Source organism: Pseudomonas sp. GW821-FHT02H09 (assembly GCF_059421425.1).
In genome coordinates this window covers 116,018-140,271 of record NZ_JBWKVA010000011.1, presented here as the reverse complement: position 1 = coordinate 140,271, position 24,254 = coordinate 116,018, and the positions used below count along the sequence as shown (strand labels likewise).

The 24,254-nt window shown below is 60.0% G+C and carries 11 protein-coding genes; 2 read left to right on the top strand and 9 right to left on the bottom strand.

Annotated features, from left to right (window positions below; translation table 11 throughout):
• Positions 1–106 precede the first annotated feature (106 nt).
• The 3 genes from glgB to AC07VR_RS16835 all read right to left on the bottom strand — a co-directional run bounded on the left by glgB (position 107) and on the right by AC07VR_RS16835 (position 7,854).
• A complete protein-coding gene (glgB, locus tag AC07VR_RS16845; RefSeq protein ID WP_495011897.1) occupies positions 107–2,338 on the bottom strand; it encodes a 1,4-alpha-glucan branching protein GlgB in 2,232 nt (743 codons plus the stop codon).
• Positions 2,335–5,688, bottom strand: coding sequence for a maltose alpha-D-glucosyltransferase (gene treS, locus AC07VR_RS16840; protein ID WP_495011896.1), 3,354 nt, complete (start codon positions 5,686–5,688; stop codon positions 2,335–2,337). The genes glgB and treS overlap by 4 nt, the downstream gene beginning before the upstream one ends.
• 168 nt (positions 5,689–5,856) lie before the next feature.
• Positions 5,857–7,854, bottom strand: a complete 1,998-nt coding sequence (locus AC07VR_RS16835) for an alpha-1,4-glucan--maltose-1-phosphate maltosyltransferase (RefSeq protein ID WP_495011895.1) — start codon at positions 7,852–7,854, stop codon at positions 5,857–5,859.
• A 1,053-nt stretch (positions 7,855–8,907) separates the two neighbouring features.
• On the opposite strand from AC07VR_RS16835, the gene ccoG reads away from it, so the two are divergent.
• Together ccoG and mapR are read left to right on the top strand one after the other, a co-directional pair.
• On the top strand, positions 8,908–10,320 hold the full coding sequence (gene ccoG / locus AC07VR_RS16830; protein WP_494991506.1) for a cytochrome c oxidase accessory protein CcoG: 1,413 nt from the start codon (positions 8,908–8,910) through the stop codon (positions 10,318–10,320).
• Between the two features lie 138 nt (positions 10,321–10,458).
• Positions 10,459–11,868 carry a GntR family transcriptional regulator MpaR gene (mapR, locus tag AC07VR_RS16825; RefSeq protein WP_495011894.1) on the top strand — a complete coding sequence of 470 codons (1,410 nt, stop codon included), beginning with the start codon at positions 10,459–10,461 and terminating at the stop codon, positions 11,866–11,868.
• Positions 11,869–11,995: 127 nt separating this feature from the next.
• Here mapR and AC07VR_RS16820 read toward each other — a convergent pair whose 3' ends face one another.
• The 6 genes from AC07VR_RS16820 to AC07VR_RS16795 form a co-directional block, all read right to left on the bottom strand.
• Positions 11,996–12,742: an SDR family oxidoreductase gene (locus tag AC07VR_RS16820; RefSeq protein ID WP_494991504.1), complete on the bottom strand. Its 747-nt coding sequence runs from the start codon at positions 12,740–12,742 to the stop codon at positions 11,996–11,998.
• Positions 12,743–12,832: 90 nt separating this feature from the next.
• Positions 12,833–14,914 carry a putative bifunctional diguanylate cyclase/phosphodiesterase gene (locus tag AC07VR_RS16815; protein ID WP_495011893.1) on the bottom strand — a complete coding sequence of 694 codons (2,082 nt, stop codon included), beginning with the start codon at positions 14,912–14,914 and terminating at the stop codon, positions 12,833–12,835.
• A gap of 278 nt (positions 14,915–15,192) precedes the next feature.
• Positions 15,193–16,686, bottom strand: a complete 1,494-nt coding sequence (locus AC07VR_RS16810) for an efflux transporter outer membrane subunit (RefSeq protein WP_495011892.1) — start codon at positions 16,684–16,686, stop codon at positions 15,193–15,195.
• The gene (locus AC07VR_RS16805) at positions 16,683–19,790 is read right to left on the bottom strand and encodes an efflux RND transporter permease subunit (RefSeq protein ID WP_495011891.1); all 3,108 of its coding nucleotides are present in this window, start codon (positions 19,788–19,790) and stop codon (positions 16,683–16,685) included. The genes AC07VR_RS16810 and AC07VR_RS16805 overlap by 4 nt, the downstream gene beginning before the upstream one ends.
• Positions 19,787–22,888 (bottom strand): MdtB/MuxB family multidrug efflux RND transporter permease subunit, encoded by a 3,102-nt coding sequence (locus AC07VR_RS16800; protein ID WP_495011890.1) that lies wholly within the window; start codon positions 22,886–22,888, stop codon positions 19,787–19,789. The genes AC07VR_RS16805 and AC07VR_RS16800 overlap by 4 nt, the downstream gene beginning before the upstream one ends.
• On the bottom strand, positions 22,885–24,201 hold the full coding sequence (locus AC07VR_RS16795) for an MdtA/MuxA family multidrug efflux RND transporter periplasmic adaptor subunit (RefSeq protein WP_495011889.1): 1,317 nt from the start codon (positions 24,199–24,201) through the stop codon (positions 22,885–22,887). The genes AC07VR_RS16800 and AC07VR_RS16795 overlap by 4 nt, the downstream gene beginning before the upstream one ends.
• Positions 24,202–24,254: the final 53 nt, after the last annotated feature.

Genomic DNA, 24,254 nt, shown 5'->3' with positions numbered 1-24,254 from the left:
CAGGCTCGCTCCTACAGAGACCTCATTTCCTTAACTTACCGGCAGTAGGGCTTGCCCCTCGCCACAATTGCCCGCGAATGATTACACAGCGGCCGCTATCGCCCGCTCAACCCTCCGGCCGCAAGATCAACACCGCCAACGGCGGCAGATTCAACACCAGCGACAACTCCTGACCATGGCTGGGCTCCTCCTCGGTGATAACGCCGCCACCGTTGCCATAGTTGGAGCCGGCATAGGTGTCGGCATCGCTGTTGAGCACCTCGCTCCAGCGCCCGGCAAAGGGCACACCGATCCGATAGGCCTGACGAGGCACCGGCGTGAAGTTGGCCACCACCAGCACCGGGCGCCCTTGCTTGCTCCAGCGCAACCAGGCGTAGACGCTGTTGATCGCGTCATCACCGATCAACCACTGGAAACCCTGCGGCGCATCGTCCTGATCGTGCAGTGCCGGCTCCTCGCGGTACAGCCGGTTGAGGTCTGTCACCAGTTTCTGCACACCTCTGTGCTCCGGGTACTGCAGCAAATACCAATCAAGCTGCTGATCGTGATTCCACTCCCGCCATTGGCCGAACTCGCACCCCATGAACAGCAGCTTCTTGCCCGGATGCGTCCACATGAACGTCAGGTAAGCCCGCAGGTTGGCGAATTTCTGCCAGCGATCACCGGGCATTTTGTCGATCAGCGAATGCTTGCCGTGCACCACTTCGTCATGGGAAATCGGCAGGATGAAACGCTCGGACCAAGCGTAAACCAGGCCGAAGCTCAACTCGTTGTGATGGTGAGCGCGGTACACCGGATCCTGCTGAATGTAGTGCAGCGAGTCGTGCATCCAGCCCATGTTCCATTTGTACGCGAAACCCAGCCCACCCTGCTGAGTGCCCTGACTCACACCAGGCCAGGCCGTGGACTCCTCGGCAATCATCAGTGCACCCGGTGCCTCCAGGGCAATCACGTCGTTCAGGTGGCGAACAAAATCGATGGCTTCCAGGTTCTCGCGACCACCATGACGATTGGGCACCCACTCGCCCGCATTGCGTGAGTAGTCGCGGTAGAGCATCGAGGCCACTGCATCCACGCGCAAACCGTCGACATGGTAATGCTTGAGCCAGTGCAGCGCCGAAGCCAGCATGAATCCGTGAACCTCGGTGCGACCCAGGTTGTAGATCAGCGTGTCCCAGTCCTGATGGAAGCCTTCCAGCGGGTTACCATACTCATACAGCGCCGTGCCGTCGAACTGCGCCAGACCATGGGCGTCGGTAGGGAAATGCGCCGGCACCCAATCGAGAATCACGCCGATATCCGCCTGATGGCAGGCGTTGACGAAGGCGGCGAAATCATCTGCCGAGCCGTAACGAGCACTCGGGGCAAACTGCGACAACGGCTGATAGCCCCAGGAGCCACCGAACGGATGCTCCATGATCGGCATCAGTTCGATATGGGTGAACCCAAGACTCTTCACATAAGGAATCACACGTTCGGCCAGCTCATGCCAGTTATATTGGCGCGAGACCTCACCCAGGTCGTCGACTTCGCACTGCCAGGAGCCGGCATGCAGCTCATAGATCGACAGCGGTGCATCCGGTCGCTGGCGCTCGCCTCGGGCCTGCATCCAGTCGTTGTCTTGCCAGTCGATCTTCAGCGGGGAAGCGACTTTCGACGCGGTGTCCGGCGGCAGCTGAGTCGCCAGCGCCATAGGGTCGGCCTTGAGCGGCAGAATCCCGTCCGCACCAAGAATTTCGTACTTGTAGGCCTCGCCTGCCTGCAGGCGCGGGATAAACAATTCCCACACACCTGAGGAATGGCGCAAGCGCATGGGATGCCGACGACCGTCCCAGACGTTGAAGTCACCCACCACCGACACCCGCCGGGCATTCGGTGCCCACACTGCAAAGCGCACACCGTCGACGCCGTCCACGGTCTTCAATTGCGCGCCAAGGCAGGCGCTCAGGTCGCGGTGGTTGCCTTCGGCGAACAGGTAAAGGTCCATCTCGCCGAGCAGTTGGCCAAAGCTGTAGGGGTCTTCGCTGGTCTGCTCGGCGCCAGCCCAATTGATCCGCAACTGATAGGCCTGAGCCCGGTCGAAATGCCCGACAAACAGACCCGGTACATCAGCCTCGCTCAAACTTCCGAGCACCTCCCCACTGTCCCTGGCCAGCACCTGAACACTCAGGGCACCCGGTAAAAACGCGCGGATAATCTGCCCGCCTGCACCATCGTCATGGGGGCCCAGAATTGCAAACGGATCGCGATGCTCGGCACGCACCAAGGCGTCAATATCCTTTGCGCCGGGCAGCAATGTCACTCTCGAATGACCCTGTTCCCTGTTTGAGAAACTCATGACTGCTCTCCACTGGTCTCTGTGTCGGAAAAGGGTTTAAGCCCCCTCAATAATCCATACAAGCCGTGCAATGGCACCGGCAGCCAAGTGGGTCGATTTTCGGCTTCATACACCACTTCATAGGCTGCTTTCTCCAGACAGAACAACGCCAGCGCGGCGTCTTCACCTTCGTCGTTTTGCCATGCATGAGCAAGACTAGCCGTTGCCAGCCGATATGCCTGAACAAAGGCATGCCGCGCTTCACTCAAATACCGATCCGTCACACGCTCGCGCGCGGCATGGGCCTGTGCCGAGCCGTCGACACCCTGCACATTCAGCGCCATCGCCGCCGCATAGTCGAACGAACGCAGCACGCCGCTGACATCCTTGTACGGGCTGTGTTTGCCACGACGTTCATGCAATGCGCGGGCCGGTTCGCCTTCGAAGTCGATCAGGTAGGCATCGTTCTTGATCACCAGCACCTGTCCCAGGTGCAGATCACCGTGTACCCGCATACGCAAACCGCCGACAGTCTGTTTTGCCAGGCTCTGGATGTGGCTCAGCAGGGCTTCTTTGTGTTGCAGCAAACGGCTGACCAATACCTGATCTTCAGGCCCAAGCCCGGTCCGATGTTGCTCGAGCATCTGCAAGGCGCACCCCAGTTGCGTGCCGATGTGTCTGGCCCACTCTTGCGTATCCTTGAGCGTACTCGGTTTCGGACTGAAGTCCGGGTTATCGCTGGGCGCGGCCAACACCTGGTGCATCTCGCCGAGGCGCTGACCCAGCATGCCGGCGAAATCCTTCAGTTCGCCCAACGCGTTGTAATGCTGTTCCTGTTCGGAAACAGCCTCGGCCAATTCATCGCGAATCGCCCGTTCAAGGTTGTTCTGCGTCCACTCCCAGGCGTCTCCCTGATTACTCAGATACCCTTGTGCGATCATCAACAGATTGTCCTGGCCCTGCTCGTCACGGCGAATCACCGAGCCGAGCAGCGGTGAAATATGAGGGAAGCCCGCCGAGGTCAAATAAGCCCCCATTTCCAGCTCCGGATGAACACCGGCGCTGACTTTGCGGATCAGTTTGAGCACCAGACTGCTGCCGACCACCACTGAACTGTTGGACTGTTCGGCCGACAGATATCGCACTTCAGCTTCGTCGCTCAGGCCCAGCCTGGCCAGTTCGGCGGTGGCCTCGAAGCGAATCTCGCCTGCGTTTGTCGGCAATACGGTCTGCGTCTGGATGCCCTGCAAAATCGCCCGCACAAAGGTATCGAGGCTGAAGGCATCGGTGATCAAACCGACTTGTCGTCCACGCCGGACCCGCGCCAATGCAAGCTGCTGCGCCAAGGCTGTGCTGAACTGATCCTCGGCCAACAGACCGAACGGCAACTGATAGCGACTGGCCTGCCCATCGCTGGTGACCTCGATTTCGCTGAGCAGCACCGGATGCTGCGGGTCGCCAAAGCGCACGCCGTAGGCGATATGCACCCGTTCGATCGCCGAGTCCTTGCCAGCGAACCAACGCCGCTTCGGCAACCAGGTCGGCAGCGACGTCTGCTCCAGGGTGGTGCGTGACGGCGCTTCGAGCAATTCTTCGAGGCGTTCTTTCAGGACCAGGGTGGTGAAGTCCGGCATGCTTTGCGCCGGCTCCACATGCCAGCTCGGCATTTGATTTTCCGCCGCCAGTACAAACCAGTAAAAACCGTACGGAGCCAGCGTCAGCAGAAAATTCAATTGGCCAATCGGCGGGAAGGCGTTCCCGCCGAGCATTTCCACCGGCACCATGCCCGCGAAAGCCGACAGATCCAGTTCTGCGGCCTGTGCACTGCGGGACACGTTGGCCACGCAGAGGATAATTTCGTGCTTGCCGTCGGCTCCTGTGTATTCCCGGGTATAGGCCAGAATCCGTCGATTGCTCGGCGACAGCATTTTCAGCGTACCGCGACCGAACGCTTTCGACTGTTTACGAACGGCCAGCATCCGTCGATGCCAGTTCAACAATGAATGCGGATCGACGGCCTGGGTCTCGACGTTGACCGACAGATAGCCGTAGAGCGGGTCCATGATCGGTGGCAGCACCAGGCTGGCCGGATTGGCGCGCGAGAATCCACCGTTACGGTCGATCGACCATTGCATCGGCGTGCGCACGCCGTCGCGGTCGCCCAGATAGATGTTGTCGCCCATGCCGATCTCATCACCGTAATACAGCGTCGGGGTGCCCGGCATCGACAGCAGCAGGCTGTTGAGCAGCTCTATGCGACGGCGGTCACGCTCCATCAAGGGTGCCAGGCGTCGACGAATCCCCAGATTGATCCGCGCCCGACGGTCGGCCGCGTAGTAATTCCACAGGTAATCGCGCTCTTTGTCGGTGACCATTTCCAGGGTCAGTTCATCGTGATTGCGCAGGAAAATCGCCCACTGGCAGTTGACGGGAATCTCCGGGGTCTGACGCAGGATGTCGGTGATCGGAAAACGGTCTTCCTGGGCCAACGCCATGTACATGCGTGGCATCAACGGGAAGTGAAAGGCCATGTGACACTCGTCGCCATTCTGGCCTTTGCTGTCAGCATCGCCAAAATACAGCTGTGTATCTTCCGGCCATTGGTTGGCTTCAGCCAGCAGCATACGGTCCGGGTAGTTGGCGTCGATCTCGGCACGGATCTGTTTGAGCACCTGATGGGTTTCGGGCAGGTTCTCGTTATTGGTGCCGTCACGCTCGATCAGGTACGGAATGGCGTCCAGCCGCAGGCCGTCGATGCCCATGTCCAGCCAGTAGCGCATCACCGAGAGTACGGCTTTCATGACTTGCGGGTTATCGAAATTCAGATCGGGCTGGTGGGAATAGAAGCGGTGCCAGAAGTACTGGCCGGCCACCGGATCCCAGGTCCAGTTGGATTTTTCGGTGTCGAGAAAGATGATCCGCGTGCCGTCGTACTTCTGATCGTTATCGGACCACACATAAAAGTCCCGCGCCTTTGATCCCGGTTTGGCTTTGCGCGCCCGCTGAAACCACGGGTGCTGGTCCGAAGTGTGGTTGATCACCAGTTCAGTGATGACCCGCAGCCCGCGCTGGTGAGCCTCGGCGATAAAGCGCCTGGCGTCGGCCATGGTCCCGTAGTCGGCGTGAACGCCCCGGTACTCGGCAATGTCGTAACCATCGTCGCGACGCGGTGAGGGGTAGAACGGCAGCAGCCAGAGGGTGTTCACACCCAGATCGGCAATGTAATCGAGCTTGGCGATCAGACCTGGAAAATCGCCGATTCCGTCGTTATTGGAGTCGAAAAATGATTTTATATGAACTTGATAAATCACCGCATCCTTGTACCAGAGCGGGTCCTTGATAAAGCTTGCTGACTTGGGTTTCTTTGCCATTGGAAACTCCTGGACTCATCGGATCGTTCCCACGCTCTGCGTGGGAATGCCTCACCGGACGCTCCGCGTCCGCTCTTGGTGTGACGCGGAGCGTCACGGGCTGCATTCCTTTGCTGCGCATGGGAACGATCAAAAGCGCTCTGCGTGGGAACGATCAACCCGTCATCGTCACACTGCCGATATCCGCCAGATCCCGAACGGCTGATTCCACGGCTCGATCCGCATCCACTGGGTTTTGCCGTACCAGGTCCACCGATGACCGTTCATCAAATCCTCGCCGCGGGTTTGCGCGTCGTCGGGTAAGCCCATCTCCCATAGCGGCAGCTCGAAGTTCGCCTCTTGCACATTGAATGGATCGAGGCTGACCGCCACCAGAACGAAGTTGCTGCCATCGGCGCTGCGTTTGCCGAAATACAGAATGTTGTCGTTCCAGGCGTTATAGATTTTCAAACCCAAATGACTGTGCAGTGCCGGGTTTTGCCGACGTATGCGGTTGAGCTGGGTGATCTCGGCGATGATGTTGCCGGGGGCGTTGAAGTCGCGGGGGCGGATCTGATATTTCTCCGAGTCCAGATACTCTTCCTTGCCCGGCACCGGCGCGGCTTCACACAGCTCGAAGCCCGAGTACATACCCCACAGCCCCGAGCCCATGGTCGCCAGCGCGGCGCGGATCAGGAAACCGGCACGACCGGACTCATGCAGAAAAGCCGGATTGATATCCGGCGTATTGACGAAGAAATTCGGGCGGAAGCACTCGCGCCACGGCGACTGGTTGAGCTCGGTGAAATACGTCGCCAGTTCAGCCTTGGTGTTGCGCCAGGTGAAGTAAGTGTAGCTCTGGGAAAAGCCAACCTTGCCCAGGCGCGCCATCATCGCCGGCGTGGTAAAGGCCTCGGCAAGAAAAATCACCTCGGGGTACACCGCCCGTACATCCGCAATCATCCACTGCCAGAACGGCAAAGGCTTGGTGTGCGGGTTATCGACGCGAAAGATCTTCACCCCCTCCTCGACCCAGCCGACGACGACATCCCGCAACGCCATCCACAGACCGGGAATCGCATCGGTGGCATAGAAGTCGACGTTGACGATGTCCTGATACTTCTTCGGCGGGTTTTCGGCGTACTTAATGCTGCCGTCCGGCCGCCAGTTGAACCAGCCTGGGCGCTGCGTGAGCCAGGGGTGATCCTGGGAGCACTGGATGGCGAAATCCAGAGCGATTTGCAGCCCATGTTCAGCGGCAGCGGCCACCAGGCGGCGAAAGTCTTCACGACTGCCCAACTCTGAATGAATCGCCTCATGCCCGCCCTCGTCGCTGCCGATGGCATAAGGGCTGCCCGGATCATCAGGACCACACGTCAGCGAATTGTTCGGACCTTTGCGGTAGCTGCGGCCAATCGGGTGGATCGGCGGAAAGTACAAAACATCGAAGCCCATGTCATGGATCATCGACAATCGCGAGTGCACATCATTGAACGTGCCATGGCGCGCCGGGTCATCGGTGATCGAGCGGGGAAACAGCTCATACCAACTGGCGAACTGCGCCAGCTCACGCTCGACGTCCAACGGGTATTCAGGGCTGATGCTCAAGTAGGCACGATGATTGGCCTGGGCCATCAGCTCAGCGCTGCACTCATGCACAAACAACGCGACTTGCCGGGTTTCCGGCAAACCGCAGAGCTCATGATGCAAAGCGCTCAACTGCTCGCTCAATACCCCTTCACTGCGCTCGACCGCTTGTTGCACCAGGTTGCGTCCTTCCTGCAACTCCAGGCTGACCGGTACGCCGGCCATATGTTTCTTGCCCAGCTCATAACAAAAACTGGCGAACTGATCGATCCAGGCTTCGATGCAAAACACATAGCGACCCTGGGCGGGCACCGTGAACTGCCCTTGCCAGCCGTTATTACCGAGGTCGGCCATGGCTTCGCTTTGCCACGCGCTATCAGCCTCCGCGCGCCAACGGAGGTTGACCGCCAGCTTGTCATGCCCGTCGGCGAACACCTTGCTGGTGACTGTCACCGGCTGGCCCACCAGGGCTTTGGCCGCAAACTGCCCTCCATCGATGACAGGCTGGGTGCTTTCGATCGCAATGCGTGGCAACAGCAACGCCTGCGACAAAGGCAATTTCGGGTTGTGTTCAAGTTCTGTCGGTGTTTCAGCAATCATTGAGCATCTCTCCCTACGCCCCCTTGGACGCTCTTGTGCCTGGTCGTGCCTCACAGGCGCTGGTCTGTCTGTGAATGAACTCACTTAGGTTCCGAGCCAAGAGCAGGCACAAAAGTTCAGACTGATTTGCCTGCGGCGTACCCTCGGCAAAATCGGCAGTCATCGTCACCCGCCGACGTTCAACCGCTTTACTCCTGTCACCAACAAGCAGAAACGAGGCCATGTTCATGGGTATTTCAATTGCGCGTGAAAAAGATCCGCCGACTCAAGCGGCCCCCTATTAGCGGCCCAACAGAAGCGATAAGCATAGGTAGAAAACCAATGGGTGACCTGCGTGAGGGATGGTTTTTACAGCCTACCGTTCGTCGCTTTATTCATGGCAAGCCTGCAAGTCGCAGGCTTTATTTTTTAGAAACTCCAATAAACGCCCTACAGCAGCACTGCCCTGCGCACTGAATCGCGAGCAACTAAAAGATAGTCGACCGACCTGTGCCCCCCTACAACTACGAGCTACTTAACTTCTACAACAAACACTTCAAAACATACGAAAGAGCCGTACCCGAAAAGAGACAGCGGTCACTAAGAGAAACCCTTGATCAACTGAGCAAAAACAACGACATCGACTTCAGTAAACATGAACTGCAGAAACCATCGACTGGGGACGACACACCTTTATCGGAAACTGAATAAGGCCTGCGCGAACTATTACTCATCCGTCTCCGGCAACCGTACCACCCTCGGCATCACACTGAGCACCGCCAATACCAGCAAGGTACTTGGCACCGTAGCGGGCACGGTTGACCGTCGTTAGCATTCGCAGGCCACCGAGGGTGGTTCGGTGATTTGACTGATCCGGATTGCAGGCAGCGGCCAGCGCCTGCGTCGGGGGCTGTCGTGTCGCTGTAATGGGGACGCCAAGGGTGCTGCAACTTGTCGCAGGCAAGCGTCTGGCGCTCATCTGATCCGCTTTTTATTCCGATACCTGAGTCTGTTATGCAAACAGATCGCTCGTCATAGTGCAGCTGCCTGATGGAGGCTGATGAGCGAAAGACCATGAGCGATAGAATCCCCGTCCGACTAGTAGAAACATTCGAGCCTTCGCGTCCAAAGATGAAGGCCAAATCCAGCGACAACCTGATTCACACCCGAAGCTTCACCGGTTTGTTCCGCACCTTGCGGGTGAGCGGTGCAGGCTTTTTGTTCCTGGCGTTCTTTGGCACCGTGTGGCTGAACTGGGGTGGCCGTCAGGCGGTGCTCTGGGACTTGTCGGACAGCAAATTCCACATCTTCGGTGCTACCTTCTGGCCGCAGGATTTCATTCTGCTCTCGGCGCTACTGATCATCTGCGCCTTTGGCTTGTTCGCGATCACCGTGTTCGCCGGGCGAGTCTGGTGTGGCTATACCTGTCCTCAGAGCTCCTTTACCTGGCTGTTCATGTGGTGCGAAAAGGTCACCGAGGGCGAGCGCAACCAGCGAATCAAACTACAAGCCGCGCCCTGGGGCCTGAACAAACTGATGCGCCGCTCGGTCAAGCACACTATGTGGCTGGCCATCAGCCTGCTCACCGGCTTGACCTTTGTCGGTTACTTCACGCCAATCCGGCCGCTGGCCAACGAGCTGCTGACCCTGCAAATGGGTGGCGTCAGTCTGTTCTGGGTGCTGTTTTTTACCGGTGCGACGTACATCAATGCCGGTTGGTTGCGCGAAGCGGTGTGCATGCACATGTGCCCCTATGCCCGCTTTCAGAGCGTGATGTTCGACAAAGACACCCTGACCATTTCCTACGATGTTGCCCGCGGCGAAAACCGTGGCCCACGCAAACGCGGCGTGGCATCGGCCGAGGTTGGGCTGGGTGACTGCATCGACTGCCAACTGTGCGTGCAGGTCTGCCCCACCGGTATCGATATCCGTGACGGCTTGCAGATGGAATGCATAGGTTGCGCAGCCTGTATCGATGCCTGCGATTCGATCATGGACAAAATGGGCTATGCCCGCGGGCTGGTCAGCTATACCTCGGAGCATGAGTTGCAAGGTGGCAAGACTCACCTGTTACGCCCACGACTGGTCGGTTACACCGTGGTGCTGCTGCTGATGATCGGCGCATTGGCCCTGGCGTTGGTGGAACGGCCGATGGTCTCGCTGGATGTGAGCAAGGATCGTGGCCTGTTCCGCGAAAACAGTCTGGGCCAGATCGAGAACATCTACAGCCTGAAGATCATCAACAAGACCCAGCAACGCCAGCAATACAACCTGGCCCTGGTGGATGGCGATGGCTTCCAGTTGCAGGGCAAGACGGAGCTGAGCCTGGCGCCCGGCGAGATCGTGGATATCCCCGTGTCGGTGGCGATGACGACTGACCGCCCAAGCAGCAGCTCGCAAAAAATCAGCTTCATGATTACCGACAGCGATGACCCGAGCGTACACAGCGTCGCGCAAAGTCGTTTTGTTGCGCCGTTGAATCGGTAGACTCTCTAGCGAGCGCTTCGCGCTCGATCGCGGGCAAGCCTCGCTCCTGCATGGTGTGCGCAATTCTGTAGGAGCGAGGCTTGCCCGCGAAGAAGAAGTCAGCCGAATATTTCTGTATGACACTGAACCGGGCCTTAGATGAAACGCTACGAAAAATTCGCTGACGACATCGCTGAACTGATCCGCCGCGGGGTGCTCGGCCCTGGCCAGCGCGTGCCATCGGTGCGCTATGCCAGCCAGACCTATGGAGTCAGCCCGTCCACGGTGTTCCAGGCGTATTACCTGCTGGAACGTCGCGGTCTGATCCGTGCCCGACCGCGCTCCGGTTACTTCGTCAACACCCACGCGCCGAGCCCGTTCTCGGAGCCGGTGATCAGCAGCCAGGTCAACGAATCCACTGAAGTCGATGTCAGCGAACTGGTGTTCTCGGTCCTTGATTCGATCAAGGACCCGACCACCATCCCCTTCGGCTCGGCCTTCCCCAGCCCGACCCTGTTCCCGCTGCAACGTCTGGCCCGTTCACTGGCCAGCGCCAGCCGCGAAATGGACCCACGGATGGTGGTCACCGACATGTCGCCAGGCAACCCGCAACTGCGTCGGCAGATCGCCCTGCGCTACATGGTCGGCGGCTTGATGCTGCCCATGGAAGAGCTGCTGATCACTAACGGCGCCCTCGAGGCCCTGAACCTGTGCCTGCAAGCGGTGACCGAACCCGGTGACCTGGTGGCCATCGAAGCCCCGGCGTTCTATGCCAGCCTGCAAGTACTGGAACGACTCAAGCTCAAAGCCGTGGAAATCCCCGTGCATCCACGGGACGGCATCGACCTTGGCGTCCTGGCGCAAACCCTCGAGCGCCACCCGATCAAGGCCTGCTGGTGCATGACCAGCTTCCAGAACCCCATGGGCGCGACGATGCCCGAGGCCAAGAAACAGGAGCTTGTGGAGCTGCTGCGCGCTCATCAAGTGCCGCTGATCGAGGACGACGTCTACGCCGAACTCTATTACGGCCAACAGGCACCGAAACCGGCCAAGGCCTTCGACACCGAAGGCCTGGTGATGCACTGCGGCTCCTTCGCCAAAAGCCTGGCTCCCGGCTACCGTATCGGCTGGGTCGCCGCCGGGCGCTATGCACAGAAAATCGAACGCCTGAAACTCATGACCTCACTCTGCGCCTCGATGCCTGCCCAGGCCGCCATCGCCGACTACTTGCAACACGGCGGCTACGACCGCCACTTGCGCAAACTACGTTACGCCCTGGAAGAGCAACAAAGCGCCATGCTCGCCGCCATCGCCCGCTACTTCCCGGCGCAAACCCGCGTCAGCCAACCGGCCGGCGGCTACTTCCTGTGGCTGGAACTGCCGGCGCAGATGGACTCATTGAAGTTATTCCAGATGGCACTGGCCCAGGGCATCAGCATCGCACCGGGGCCGATCTTCTCGCCAACCCGGCGGTTCAGGAATTGCATTCGGTTGAATTACGGCAGCCCCTGGAACGAGGCTGCCGAGAAGGCGATGGAAACGCTGGGGCGGATTGTGCGGTCGTTCTGATGGTTCAGTGTGATCGTTCCCACGCTCCTGCGTGGGAATGCAGCCCGTGACGCTCTGCGTCACTGCCGAAGCGGACGCGGAGCGTCCAGTGAGGCATTCCCACGCAGAGCGTGGGAACGATCATTAACTACCGCCCACCGCCCAGATCCACAAAAGTCCCGGTCGCATAGGAAGCCTTGTCCGACAGTAGCCAGATAATCGCCTCGGCCACTTCATCGGGGCGGCCGCCGCGGGCCATCGGAATGCCGGATTCGAGTTTGCTGACGCGGTCCGGGTCGCCGCTCAGGGCGTGGAAATCGGTGTAGATGTAGCCGGGGCGCACCGCATTGACGCGGATACCCTCGCCTGCCACTTCTTTGGAAAGACCGATAGTGAAGCTGTCCAGTGCGCCTTTGGAGGCCGCGTAGTCGACGTACTCACCGGGGGCGCCCAGACGCGAGGCGACGGAGGATACGTTGACGATACTGCCGCCCTGGCCGCCGTGTTTGGGGGACATGCGCAACACCGCATGCTTGGCGCAGAGAATCGGCCCCAGCACATTGGTTTTCATGACTTTGAGAATACGAAACTCGGACATTTGATCGACCCGGGATTTGTGCCCCACGGTGCCCGCGTTGCTGACCAGTGCCGTCACCCGACCCAGTTCGGTATCGACCCGATGGAACAGGCCGATGACTTCGTCTTCGATACTGACATCGGCGCGCACGGCAATCGCCTGGACACCCAGCGCGCGGACTTGCTCGAGCACCTGCTGAGCGGCCAGCTCGTCCGCCTGGTAATTGATGCAGATCCGATAACCCTGCTGCGCTGCCAGAAGTGCAGTGGCCGCGCCGATACCGCGGCCGCCGCCGGTGATGACCATGACTCTGTCCATGCTTGCTCCCCCATTCAAACCTTAAGCATTGGCTGCACAATACCTGCCAGCGAGTGCTTTTGCATGGGTTCAAGTCAAGCACATCGCAGTTCAACTTGCCGCCAGTTGCTCCGTTCTATGGATATCTGCCATGAAGCGCTCCGCTGGCAGCGGATGCCCGAGCAGGTAGCCTTGCAACGAATCGCACCCTAACTGGGTCAGGAAATTTTGCTGCACATCGGTTTCCACGCCTTCTGCGACGATTCGCAGCCCCAACGCCTGACCGAGGGCGACGATGGCTGAAACGATGGCGGCGTCATCGCTATCATGTTCCAGATCGCGGACAAAACCACGGTCGATCTTCAATTCGTTGGCCGGCAAACGCTTGAGGTACATCAGGCTCGAGTAGCCGGTACCAAAGTCATCAATGGACAAATCGACGCCCATTTGCGAAAGCTCCTGGAGGACCGTCATGCTCGCATCAGCGTCGCTCATGGCCGTGGTTTCGGTGATTTCCAGGGTCAGGCTGTTGGCCGGCAAGTGGTGGCGCGCCAACGCGCCGGCAACGCTTTTCACCAGCCCGGCATGACAAAACTGCAAAGCCGACAGGTTCACTGCGATACGCCAGTCGGTGTAGCCCTGCACGTACCATTCACGCATCTGGCGGCAGGCTTCGTTCAATACCCATTCGCCGATCGGGATGATCAGACCGGTCTTTTCCGCCAGATCAATGAATTTGTCCGGCAGCATCATGCCATGCTGCGGGTGTACCCAACGCAACAGGGCCTCGGCACCTACTGGTTGGCCGTTGCAGGCATCGAACTTGGGTTGGTAATACAGACTGAATTGCTCGTGCTCGACGGCGGCACGCAGGTCTTGCAGCAATTGCAATTGTTTACGGGCGTCGGTGTTCATCGAGGCGTCGAAGAAGCGATAACCGTTCTTGCCGGTACCTTTGGCGTGGTACATCGCCGCGTCGGCGTTCATCAGCAATTCTTGTGCGGTCTCACCATTACCGGGGTAAACGGCAATACCCACGCTGGCGGAGATTTGCAGGTCATGCTCGGCCACCCGAAACGAGCGCGAAATCAGCCCGACCTGGCGCGCCGCCAGGCTCAGGGCATCATCCGGCTCGCCGAGCTGCACCAACAACACGAATTCATCGCCACCGATGCGCGCCAGCGTGTCCTGGCTACGCAAATCCTCGCGCAGGCGCAGGCCGACTTCACGTAGCAACTGGTCGCCCATGTGATGCCCAAACGCATCGTTGACCGGTTTGAAGCCATCCAGATCGAGGAACATCAACGCAAAACAACCGCCCTGCTCGCGCACCAGATGCATCGCCTGATCAATGCGATCGGCCAGCAGAACCCGATTCGGCAATCCGGTCAGGGTGTCGTGCAGTGCCAGCTGGGTGAGTTCCTGATTGGCCAGGGTCAGCGAGTTGGCCAGATCGGCGGTACGGGCTTCGAGGCGGGCGTCGAGGACCGAGGTCAGCAACGCGATGCACAGCACCGCCAGGGTGGTGACCAGCACCAGGTTATCCAGGCCCTTGCTGCTCAGGCCGTCGAGCGCTGCACCACAAAAGCTGCCGTCGGCGAAACGCGCTGCGGCCATGCCGGTGTAATGCATGCCGACTATGGCGATGCCCATGATCACTGCCGCGCCGCCACGGGCAAACATGACGTAAGGGGTGTTTTGACGCAGCCGGAAGGCGATCCACAACGCAGCGGCTGAAGCCCCGACGGCGATCAACAAGGACGCGCTGAACAGCGCCGGGTCGTAATCGATACCCGGCTGCATGCGCATGGCGGCCATGCCGGTGTAGTGCATGGCGCTGATCCCGGCGCCCATGATCAGGGCGCCGAACGCCAACTGCCAGGCCGGCAAACGTGGCTGGCTGACCAGCCACAGGGCAAAACCACAGGACACAATGGCGATCAGCAGGGATAACAGGGTAATCGTGAGGTCATACCCCAGGTCAACCGGCAACTCGAATGCCAGCATGCCGATAAAGTGCATCGACCAGACACCCACACCCATGGCCAGCGCCCCGCCCGCCGTCCACAGATGAACCGCCCGGCCCCTGGCCGTAGCGATGCGTCCGGTGAGATCCAGAGCGGTATAGGAAGCGAGAATCGCTACACAGAGGGAGATCAAGACCAGGGCGGGGGAATAACTACCAATGAGCATGGGGCTTCTCGTGGCCAATGAGCCGAACGGCGTCCATGCTCGGTGTCAAAGTGGCGATTGTACCGATTGCGCTACAGAACGCACTGAGAAAAACTATCAATAGGCCATTAGTCGATAATCCGTATGTAGCAGCTGGCGAAGCCTGCGTTCGACCGCGTAGCGGACGTAAATTAAACACCAAGATTCCGCAGGCTGATCGCAGAGGCTCATTCACGAGCGCTTCGCACTCGAACGCAGGCTTCGCCAGCTGCTACAAAACCTGCCTGTATCTTTATCCCCTACTCCTTCTCACTCAGCTGCATCTGCCCATCCCAGCCACCGCCCAACGCAGCGATCAGTTGTACGCTGGCAATCAAGCGGCTTTGCAGCAGGGTCAGCACGCTGCGTTCGTTGCTCAGGGCAGTGGCCTGGACCACCACCACATCGAGGTAGGCGATCAAACCGGCCTTGTACTGGTTCTGGGTCAGACGCAAGGATTCGCGGGCTGACTCCAGGGCTTGCTGTCGCACCGCCGCTTCGTCTTCCAGCACCTTGAGCTGCACCATGAAGTTTTCCACCTCGCGAAAGCCATCGAGCACGGTCTGCCGGTATTTGGCCACGGTCTGGTCATACACCGCTTCAGTGCGATCGACCTCCGCCGAGCGTTGGCCGCCATCGAACAGGGTCATGGCCAGTTTCGGTCCCACCGACCAGAAGCGGTTTGGCAGGCTGATCCAGTCGGCGAAGGTACTGCTGCTGTAACCGCCGCTCAGGCTGAGAGTCAGGTCTGGAAAGTAGGCTGTTTCAGCTACGCCGATGTTGGCATTGGCGGCAATCACCGAACGCTCGGCCGAAGCGATGTCCGGACGCCGCTCAAGCAGCTGCGACGGCAGGCTCAAGGGAATCTGCGGCAACGCGGGGATGTCCTGAGTCTCTGCCAGGTTGAACTCTGCCGGCGGCACCCCCGTCAGTACGGCGATGGCGTTTTCCAGTTGGGCGCGCTGCCAGATCAGGTCGATGAGGTCCGCCTGAGTGCTCTTTAGCTGAGTTTGCGCCTGGGCGACCGCATCTTTGCCGGATATGCCGGCGCGGTATTGGTTTTCGGTCATTGTCAGTGAGCGCTGATAGGTCTCGACCGTCGCTTCCAACAGGCGCTTCTGTTGATCCATCACCCGCAGTTGCAGGTAGCTCTGCACCAGCTGCGATTGCTGGCTCAGGCGCATTGCCGCCAGATCCGCAAAGCTTGCCTGGGCACTGGCCTCATTGGCCTCCAGGCCGCGACGCAATTTACCCCAGACATCCGCCTCCCAACTCACACCCAGCTGGGTGTTGTAAGTATCGCGAATGCCGCTGAGGGAGCTGGTCAAGCTCGAACTGCTGCTGCCAGTGCCCTGACTGGAGCGGGTTTTCCCGGCGCTCAGGTTCACACTCGGAAAAAACGAACCTCGGGCGCTGCGAACCAGGGCCTGGGCCTGGCGGTACTGGGCTTCCGACTGGGCAACGGTCTGGTTGGCACTGTTGAGCTTCTCGATCAGGCCGTCGAGTTGCTGATCGCCGTATAACTCCCACCAGGCACCACGGGCCAGGGAGTCGCTGGGGTTGGCCTGACGCCAGCCCTTGGCTTCTTTGAATTGGGCTGGAGCACTCAGTTCCGGGCGCTGGTAATCAGGGCCGATAGCGCAGGCGCTGAGCATCAACCCGCACAAGGTCAGGCTAAGCAGACGCGAACCGCGGGCCATGACCAGGCGTTGGGTGAACGGCACGGGGGCTTTGGGAGGCGAGCGGTCAGTCATAGCGGAGTTTCCAGAGCAGCATCGGTACGTATCCCGCGCCAGTGATTGAAGCGATGGCGCAGACGGTCGAGATAGAGGTAAACCACCGGGGTGGTGTAAAGCGTCAGTACCTGGCTGAAGATCAGCCCGCCGATAATCGTTAGGCCCAGCGGCTGACGCATCTCCGCGCCCTCCGCGGTGCTGAGCAACAACGGCAAGGCACCGAGAATCGCCGCCAGCGTGGTCATCAGAATAGGCCGCAGTCGCAACAGGCAGGCGCTGCGGATCGACTCCAGCGGTGGCATGCCCCGCTGACGTTCAAACTGCAGTGCCAGGTCGATCATCAGGATCGCGTTTTTCTTCACCACGCCGATCAGCAAGAACAGCCCAAGCAACGAGATCAGGCTGAACTCGCCGCCGAACGCGTAGATCGACAGCAGCGCCCCGACCCCGGCCGACGGTAGCGTTGAAAGAATGGTCAACGGGTGAATATAGCTTTCATAGAGCACCCCCAGCACCAGGTACACCGCCACCAGCGCGCCGAGAATCATCCACGGCTGACTCTTTTGCGCCGCGGCGAAGGCGTTCGCGGTACCCGCCATCTTGGCAATCACTTCTTCGGGTAGCCCGACTTTGGCAATGGCCCGTTCGATGGCCGCAGTACCCTGTTCGACGGTGACGCCTTCGGCCATGTCGAAGGTAATGCTTTCAGAAGCAAACTGCCCTTCATGGCTGACCCGGTCGTTTTCCAGGCTGTTTTCGTAATGGGCGATACCCGACAGCGGGATGCGCTGGCCAGTGGCGGTGATCACCTGCACCTGATTGAGGGTTATCGGGTCCCGGGCATATTTCGGGTTGACCTCCATCACCACCTGATACTGGTTGAGGCTGTCATAAATGGTGGAAATCTGTCGCTGGCTGTAGGCGTTGTTCAGCACTGCTGTGACCATGTTCATGTCAACGCCCAGGCGCTTGGCCTGGTCGCGGTCGACCACCAGCGTCACCTGCTGGGCACCCCGCCCCTCGCGGGCATCGATGGCCGTCAGCTCGGGCAAGGCCTTGAGCGCTTTGACCACTTTGGGGTACCACTCGCGCAATGCCCCCAGATCGCCACTTTGCAGGATGTAGGAATATTGCGAGGTGGTTTGCTCGCGACCACCACCAAATTGCAGATCCTGGTCGGCCATGAGCATCAATTGACTGCCCGGCACCTTGGGCACCGACTTGCGTAGACGCTCGATGACTTTCTGCGCGGAAACCTGCCGTTCCTTGATCGGTTTCAGACGCACCAGCATGAAAGCGTTGTTGGTGCCGTTGTTCCCGCCAATAAAGCCGGCGACACTTTCTACCGCCGGGTCGGCCAATACCGCGCGACGGAAGGTTTCCATCTTCGGTTGCATCACGTTGAACGACATCCCGTCATCACCGCGCACAAAGCCAATCAACTGACCGGTGTCCTGTTGCGGCAGGAAGGTTTTGGGCACTACCACATACAGCGCGACGTTGACCCCGATGGTGATCAGCAGGCTGAACAAGGTCAGCCGCCGATGATGCAACACCCAGTCCAGGCTGCGCGCATAGCCGCTGACCATCCACTCGTTGGCCCGCTGGCTCCAGCGTTGCAAGCGATTTTCCTGGCCGGGGTTGTGGGGCTTCAGCCAGCGCGCGCAGAGCATCGGCGTCAGGGTCAGCGAGACCGCCAGCGAGACCACGATGGACGCTGCCAGGGTGATGGAAAACTCGCGGAACAGGCTCTCGATGATCCCGCCCATAAACAGAATCGAGAGAAACACCGCCACCAGCGAGACGTTCATCGACAGCAGCGTGAACCCCACCTCCTGGGCCCCCCTATACGCCGCTTTCATTGGCGAAATACCTTCGTCGATATGCCGGGAAATGTTCTCCAGCACCACGATCGCGTCGTCCACCACCAGCCCGGTGGCAAGAATCAGCGCCATCAGCGACAGGTTGTTCAGGGAAAACCCATAGAGGTACATGATGGCGAAGGTGCCAACCAGCGACACCGGTACCGCCAATGTAGGGATCAACGAGGCGCGCAACTTTCCGAGGAACACAAACACCACCACAATCACCAGGGTCACGGCGATCAACAGGGTCATTTCCGCTTCGTGCAAGGTGGCCTTGATCACCGGCGAGCGGTCCATGGCCAGGTTCAGTTTGACGCTGGCCGGTAACACTGCCTGCAACGCTGGCAGCTGAGCCTTGATCTCGTTGACCGTTTCGATGATGTTAGCCCCGGCCTGACGGTTGATCACCAGCAGCACCGCCGCATCATCGTTGAAAAAGCCGCTGTTGTAGCGGTCTTCGACGCCATCGCTGACCTTCGCCACATCACTGAGGCGCAACGCCGAGCCGTTCTGGTAGCGAATGATCAGCGGCTCGTAATCCCTGGCTTTCTCCAGTTGGTCGTTAGCCTGCACCAGCCACATGCGCTGGTCGTCTTCGACCGAGCCCTTGGGCCGACGCACGTTAGCGTTGGCGATGGTCGTACGCACATCGTCCAGTGCCACGCCGTACTGGTTAAGCAACTGCGGCTCCAGCTCGATGCGCACTGCCGGCAGCGAGCTGCCGCCGATCTGCACTTCACCCACCCCCGGCACCTGGGACAGGCTTTGCGACAGAATGGTCGAGGCCAGATCATAGAGCTGGCCCTTTTGCAGCACATCCGAGGTCAGCGACAAGACCATGATCGGTGCCTGGGACGGGTTGACCTTTTTGTAGGTCGGCATGCTGCGCATACCACTGGGCAGCAGGTTGCGCGAAGCGTTGATCGCGGCCTGCACTTCCCGCGCCGCGCCGTTGATGTCCCGATCGAGGTCGAACTGCAGGATCACCCGGGTCGAGCCCTGGCTGGAACGGCTGCTCATGGTGTTGACCCCGGCGATGGCGCCGAAGGAACGCTCCAGCGGCGTTGCCACGGTCGACGCCATGACTTCCGGGCTGGCGCCAGGCAGGCTCGCCTGAACCACGATCACCGGGAAGTCCATCTGTGGCAGCGGCGCCACCGGTAGCAAACCGAAGCTCACGCCACCCAGCAGCAGGATCGCCAGGCTCAGTAGCATGGTCGCTACCGGCCGGCGAATGAAGGGTCCGGACAGGTTCATGGCTCAACCGGCTCCAGACGATCCGGCGCCGGCCGCCAGCGCCGGGCGAGACGGTCGAAGTACAGGTAAATCACCGGCGTGGTGAACAGCGTCAGCACCTGGCTGACCAACAAACCGCCGACCATCACCAGGCCCAGCGGTTGACGCAGTTCAGCGCCGGAACCGGTGGCAAGCATCAAGGGCACGGCGCCGAACAGTGCGGCCAGGGTAGTCATCAGAATCGGCCGGAACCGCAGCAACGCCGCTTGATAGATCGCCGCCTCCGGGTCCATGCCCTGAATGCGTTCGGCATCGAGGGCGAAGTCGATCATCATGATCGCGTTCTTTTTCACGATACCGATCAGCAGAATGATGCCGATGATCGCGATCATCCCCAAATCATTGCCGCTGAGGATCAACGCCAGCAAGGCGCCAACCGCCGCCGAGGGCAAGGTCGAAAGAATGGTGACCGGGTGGATGTAGCTCTCGTAGAGCACGCCAAGCACGATGTACATGGTCACCACCGCCGCCAGAATCAGCAGCAAGGTGCTCGACAGCGACGCTTCAAAGGCCTGGGCGGCGCCCTCGAACCGGGTCTGCACGCCGATCGGCATGCCGATATCCTGCTGCACCTTGTTGATCAGCTGTACCGCCTGCCCCAACGCCACGCCGGGCGCCAGGTTGAACGACATCATCACTGCGGGGAACTGGCCGATATGGGTAATCGCCAGTTGCGCCTGACGCTCCTCGATATGGGCCAGACTGGACAACCGCACCTGACCGCCAGCGGTGGTTTTGACGTGGATCTGCTCCAGAGCCTGCGGACCGATCTTCTCGCCGGACTGCGACTGCAGCACCACACGGTATTGGCTGGCCTGGGTGTAGATGGTGGAAATCTGCCGCTGGCCGAAGGCGTCATACAGCGCATCGGTAATGTTCGACACGGACACACCAATGCGCGACGCCGCATCGCGGTCGATCACCAAAAAGACCTGCAAACCCTTGTCCTGCAAATCGCTGGCAACGTCGGTCAGCTCCGGCTGCCTGGCCAGCGCTTCGACCAGCCTGCCGCTCCAGAGGCTGAGCATGTCGGCATCCGGCGAGGACATGCTGAACTGATACTGGGTACGACTGACCCGGTCTTCGATGGTCAAATCCTGCACCGGCTGCATGAACAGCCGGATGCCCACCAACTTGTTCAGTTCGGGCTGCAAGCGCGCAATCACTTGCGTTGCGCTCTGGCCACGCTCGTTATGGGGTTTGAGGTTGATCAACAGGCGCCCGCTGTTGAGCGTGGCGTTATCGCCGTCGACGCCGATGTAGGACGACAGGCTTTGTACGGCCGGGTCTTGCAGAATGATTTTGGCCAGCTCCTGCTGACGCTGGCTCATCGCAGCGAACGAAATCGACTGCGGCGCCTCGGAAATGCCCTGGATCACCCCGGTATCCTGCACCGGGAAGAACCCCTTGGGCACTACCATATACAGGAACACCGTCAGGCCCAGAGTGGCGATGGCCACCAGCAGGGTCAGTGGCTGGTGTTTCAGCACCCACTTCAACTTGCGCCCGTAGGCGGCAATCATCCAGTCGATCCAGGCGCCGCTGGCACGGTAAAAACGGCCCTGCTCTTGCTCCCCGGGGTCACGCTTGAGCAAACGCGCGCACATCATCGGTGTCAGGGTCAGGGAGACGACCAGGGAAATCAGGATCGCCACCGCCAGGGTGATGGCGAACTCGCGGAACAACCGCCCTACCACGTCAGCCATGAACAGCAGCGGAATCAATACCGCGATCAGCGACAGTGTCAGCGAGATCAAGGTGAAGCCGATCTGCTTGGCGCCCTTGAGCGCCGCCACTAGCGGGCTGTCACCCTCCTCGATGAAGCGCGAGATGTTCTCCAGCATGACGATGGCGTCGTCCACCACAAAGCCGGTGGCGATAGTCAGGGCCATCAGGGTCAGGTTGTTGATCGAGAATCCGGCCAGGTACATCACACCAAAGGTACCGATCAACGACAGCGGTACGGCAACCGACGGAATGATCGTCGCGCTGGCCCTGCGCAGAAACAGGAACGTCACCATGACCACCAGGGCGATGGCGATCAGCAGTTCGTGTTGCACGTCGGTGACCGAGGCGCGGATGGTCTGGGTACGGTCGGTCAGCACGATCACGTCAAGGCCGGCCGGCAGGTTGTCGGTGATGCTCGGCAACAATGCCTTGATCCGGTCGACCACTTCGATCACGTTCGCGCCAGGTTGACGCTGGATGTTCAACAACACGGCCTGGTTTTGATTGGCCCAGGCGGCGAGGCGCTCGTTCTCGGCGCCGTCGACGATCTGTGCCACGTCCTTCAGACGCAGCGGAGCACCGTCTTTATAGGCGAGGATCAGCTCGGCGTAGTCTTTGGGCGAGGTCAGCTGGTCGTTGGCATCGAGCATCGAGACCCGGGTCGTACCGTCGAAGTTGCCCTTGGGCTGGTTGACGTTAGAGGCACTGACCAGGGTGCGCACGTCCGAGAGGTTCAAGCCGTTGGCCGCCAGAGCCTCGGGATTGACCTTGATCCGCACCGCCTGACGCTGACCACCCGCGATGCTGACCATGCCGACGCCACTGATCTGGGCGATCTTCTGCGCCATGCGGGTATCGACCAAATCATTGAGCTTGGGCAACAGCATGGTCCTGGAGGTAATGGCCAACGTCAGAACCGGGGTGTCCGCCGGGTTGACCTTGTTGTACACCGGCGGTGCCGGCAGATCCTTGGGCAACAGGTTGGTGGCGGCGTTTATCGCGGCCTGCACCTGCTGCTCGGCGACATCCATATTGATCTCGAGGCTGAAACGCAAGGTCAGCACCGAGGCGCCGCCAGAACTGGTCGAGGTCATCTGGGTCAGCCCTGGCATTTGCCCGAACTGACGTTCCAGCGGCGCAGTGACCGCACTGGTCATCACATCAGGGCTGGCACCGGGGTAAAGCGTCATCACCCGAATGGTCGGGTAATCGACCTGGGGCAATGCCGAGACCGGCAACAGCCGGTAGGCGATCAGGCCGGCCAGAATAATGGCCAGCATACTCAGGGTCGTGGCCACCGGACGGAGGATGAACAGCCGTGAGATGTTCATGCGCTGCCCTTTATCGCCTTGCCAGTGGCTGCTGGTTCAACTGCGCTGCTTGCCGGCGTGCCTTGCAGATCCTTGGCCGGGGTGGCCGGAATCTCCTGGCTGTCGTTGACCACTTCCACCTCGCTGCCCTCTTTCAGGCGATCGGTGCCCTCCAGAACCACACGATCACCCGGGCTCAGGCCTTCGTTGATAACCGTTACATCGCCGTCGCTGGCACCCACCTTCAACGGCAGGATCCTGACCTTTTTATCGCCGTCCATCGCGTAGACAAAGGTACCGTTGTTGCCGAACTGGATCGCTGCCGACGGCGCCAGCACTACGCCTTTCAAGGTGTCGGCGAGCACGCGCACATTGACGAACTGATTGGGAAACAGCGTTTGATCACGGTTCTCGTAGCGCGCCTTGAATTTCAGGGTTCCGGTGGTGATGTCGATCTGGTTATCCAGACTCTGCAAGACGCCGGTAGCCTGCAATTTCACGTCACCGCGGTCCCAGGCTTCCACTGGCAATCGGGCACCGCTGTGGAAGCGCTCAAGGACCGTCGTCAGGCTGTTTTCCGGCAAGGTGAAGGCCACGCTGATCGGCTGAGTCTGGGTAATGATCACCAGCGCCGTGGTGTCATTGGCCGCCACCAGGTTACCGACGTCCAGTTGACGCAAGCCCAGACGTCCGGCAATCGGTGCGCGAATCCTGGTGAACTCCAGGTTGAGCCTGGCGTCATTGACCGCCGCCTGATTGGTCTTGACCGTGCCCTGATACTGGCCCACCAGCGCCGCGGCGGTGTCCAGCGTCTGTTTGGCGATACTGTCTTCGGCGTACAGGCCGCGGTAGCGCTCAAGATCGACCAGGGCATTTTTCAGTTGCGCCTGATTCTGCAGCAAGGTGCCTTCGGCCTGAAGCAAGGCATTCTGGTAGGGACGCGGGTCGATCTCGGCCAGCAAGTCGCCGGCCTTGACCATCTGCCCTTCCTCAAACGCGATCTTGACCAGCTCGCCAGCCACGCGACTGCGCACATTGATGGTATTCAACGCCGTGACGGTACCCAGTGCTTTGTAGTACAGCGGGAAATCTCCACGCGTTACTGCCGCCACGCGTACCGGAACCGGTCCGGCGGACCCGCCGAACCCCGGGCGCATGAGGCCGGACTTGCCGGTATGCCCGGTGCTGGCTTTCTGCGCTGCGGCTTCTTTGTGAGCAACGTCGGTTGGCCAGAACTTCCAGCACAGACCAGCGATGACCAACAGGACAAGCAGGCCGAGCAGCCAGCGACGGGGGTTACGGGAAGCAGTGGATTGCATGGAAGGATCAACCATTGGGCGCGTGAGCATCTTCTACTGAAGGCTGAAAGATAAGCACTGGCGGGGAT

What these genes read in the sequence shown, in the direction of transcription:
- glgB (WP_495011897.1), bottom strand. Translation starts at nt 2,338, where the DNA reads ATGAGTTTCTCAAACAGGGAACAGGGTCATTCGAGAGTGACATTGCTG.
- treS (WP_495011896.1), bottom strand. Translation starts at nt 5,688, where the DNA reads ATGGCAAAGAAACCCAAGTCAGCAAGCTTTATCAAGGACCCGCTCTGG.
- AC07VR_RS16835 (WP_495011895.1), bottom strand. Translation starts at nt 7,854, where the DNA reads ATGATTGCTGAAACACCGACAGAACTTGAACACAACCCGAAATTGCCT.
- ccoG (WP_494991506.1), top strand. Translation starts at nt 8,908, where the DNA reads ATGAGCGATAGAATCCCCGTCCGACTAGTAGAAACATTCGAGCCTTCG.
- mapR (WP_495011894.1), top strand. Translation starts at nt 10,459, where the DNA reads ATGAAACGCTACGAAAAATTCGCTGACGACATCGCTGAACTGATCCGC.
- AC07VR_RS16820 (WP_494991504.1), bottom strand. Translation starts at nt 12,742, where the DNA reads ATGGACAGAGTCATGGTCATCACCGGCGGCGGCCGCGGTATCGGCGCG.
- AC07VR_RS16815 (WP_495011893.1), bottom strand. Translation starts at nt 14,914, where the DNA reads ATGCTCATTGGTAGTTATTCCCCCGCCCTGGTCTTGATCTCCCTCTGT.
- AC07VR_RS16810 (WP_495011892.1), bottom strand. Translation starts at nt 16,686, where the DNA reads ATGACTGACCGCTCGCCTCCCAAAGCCCCCGTGCCGTTCACCCAACGC.
- AC07VR_RS16805 (WP_495011891.1), bottom strand. Translation starts at nt 19,790, where the DNA reads ATGAACCTGTCCGGACCCTTCATTCGCCGGCCGGTAGCGACCATGCTA.
- AC07VR_RS16800 (WP_495011890.1), bottom strand. Translation starts at nt 22,888, where the DNA reads ATGAACATCTCACGGCTGTTCATCCTCCGTCCGGTGGCCACGACCCTG.
- AC07VR_RS16795 (WP_495011889.1), bottom strand. Translation starts at nt 24,201, where the DNA reads ATGGTTGATCCTTCCATGCAATCCACTGCTTCCCGTAACCCCCGTCGC.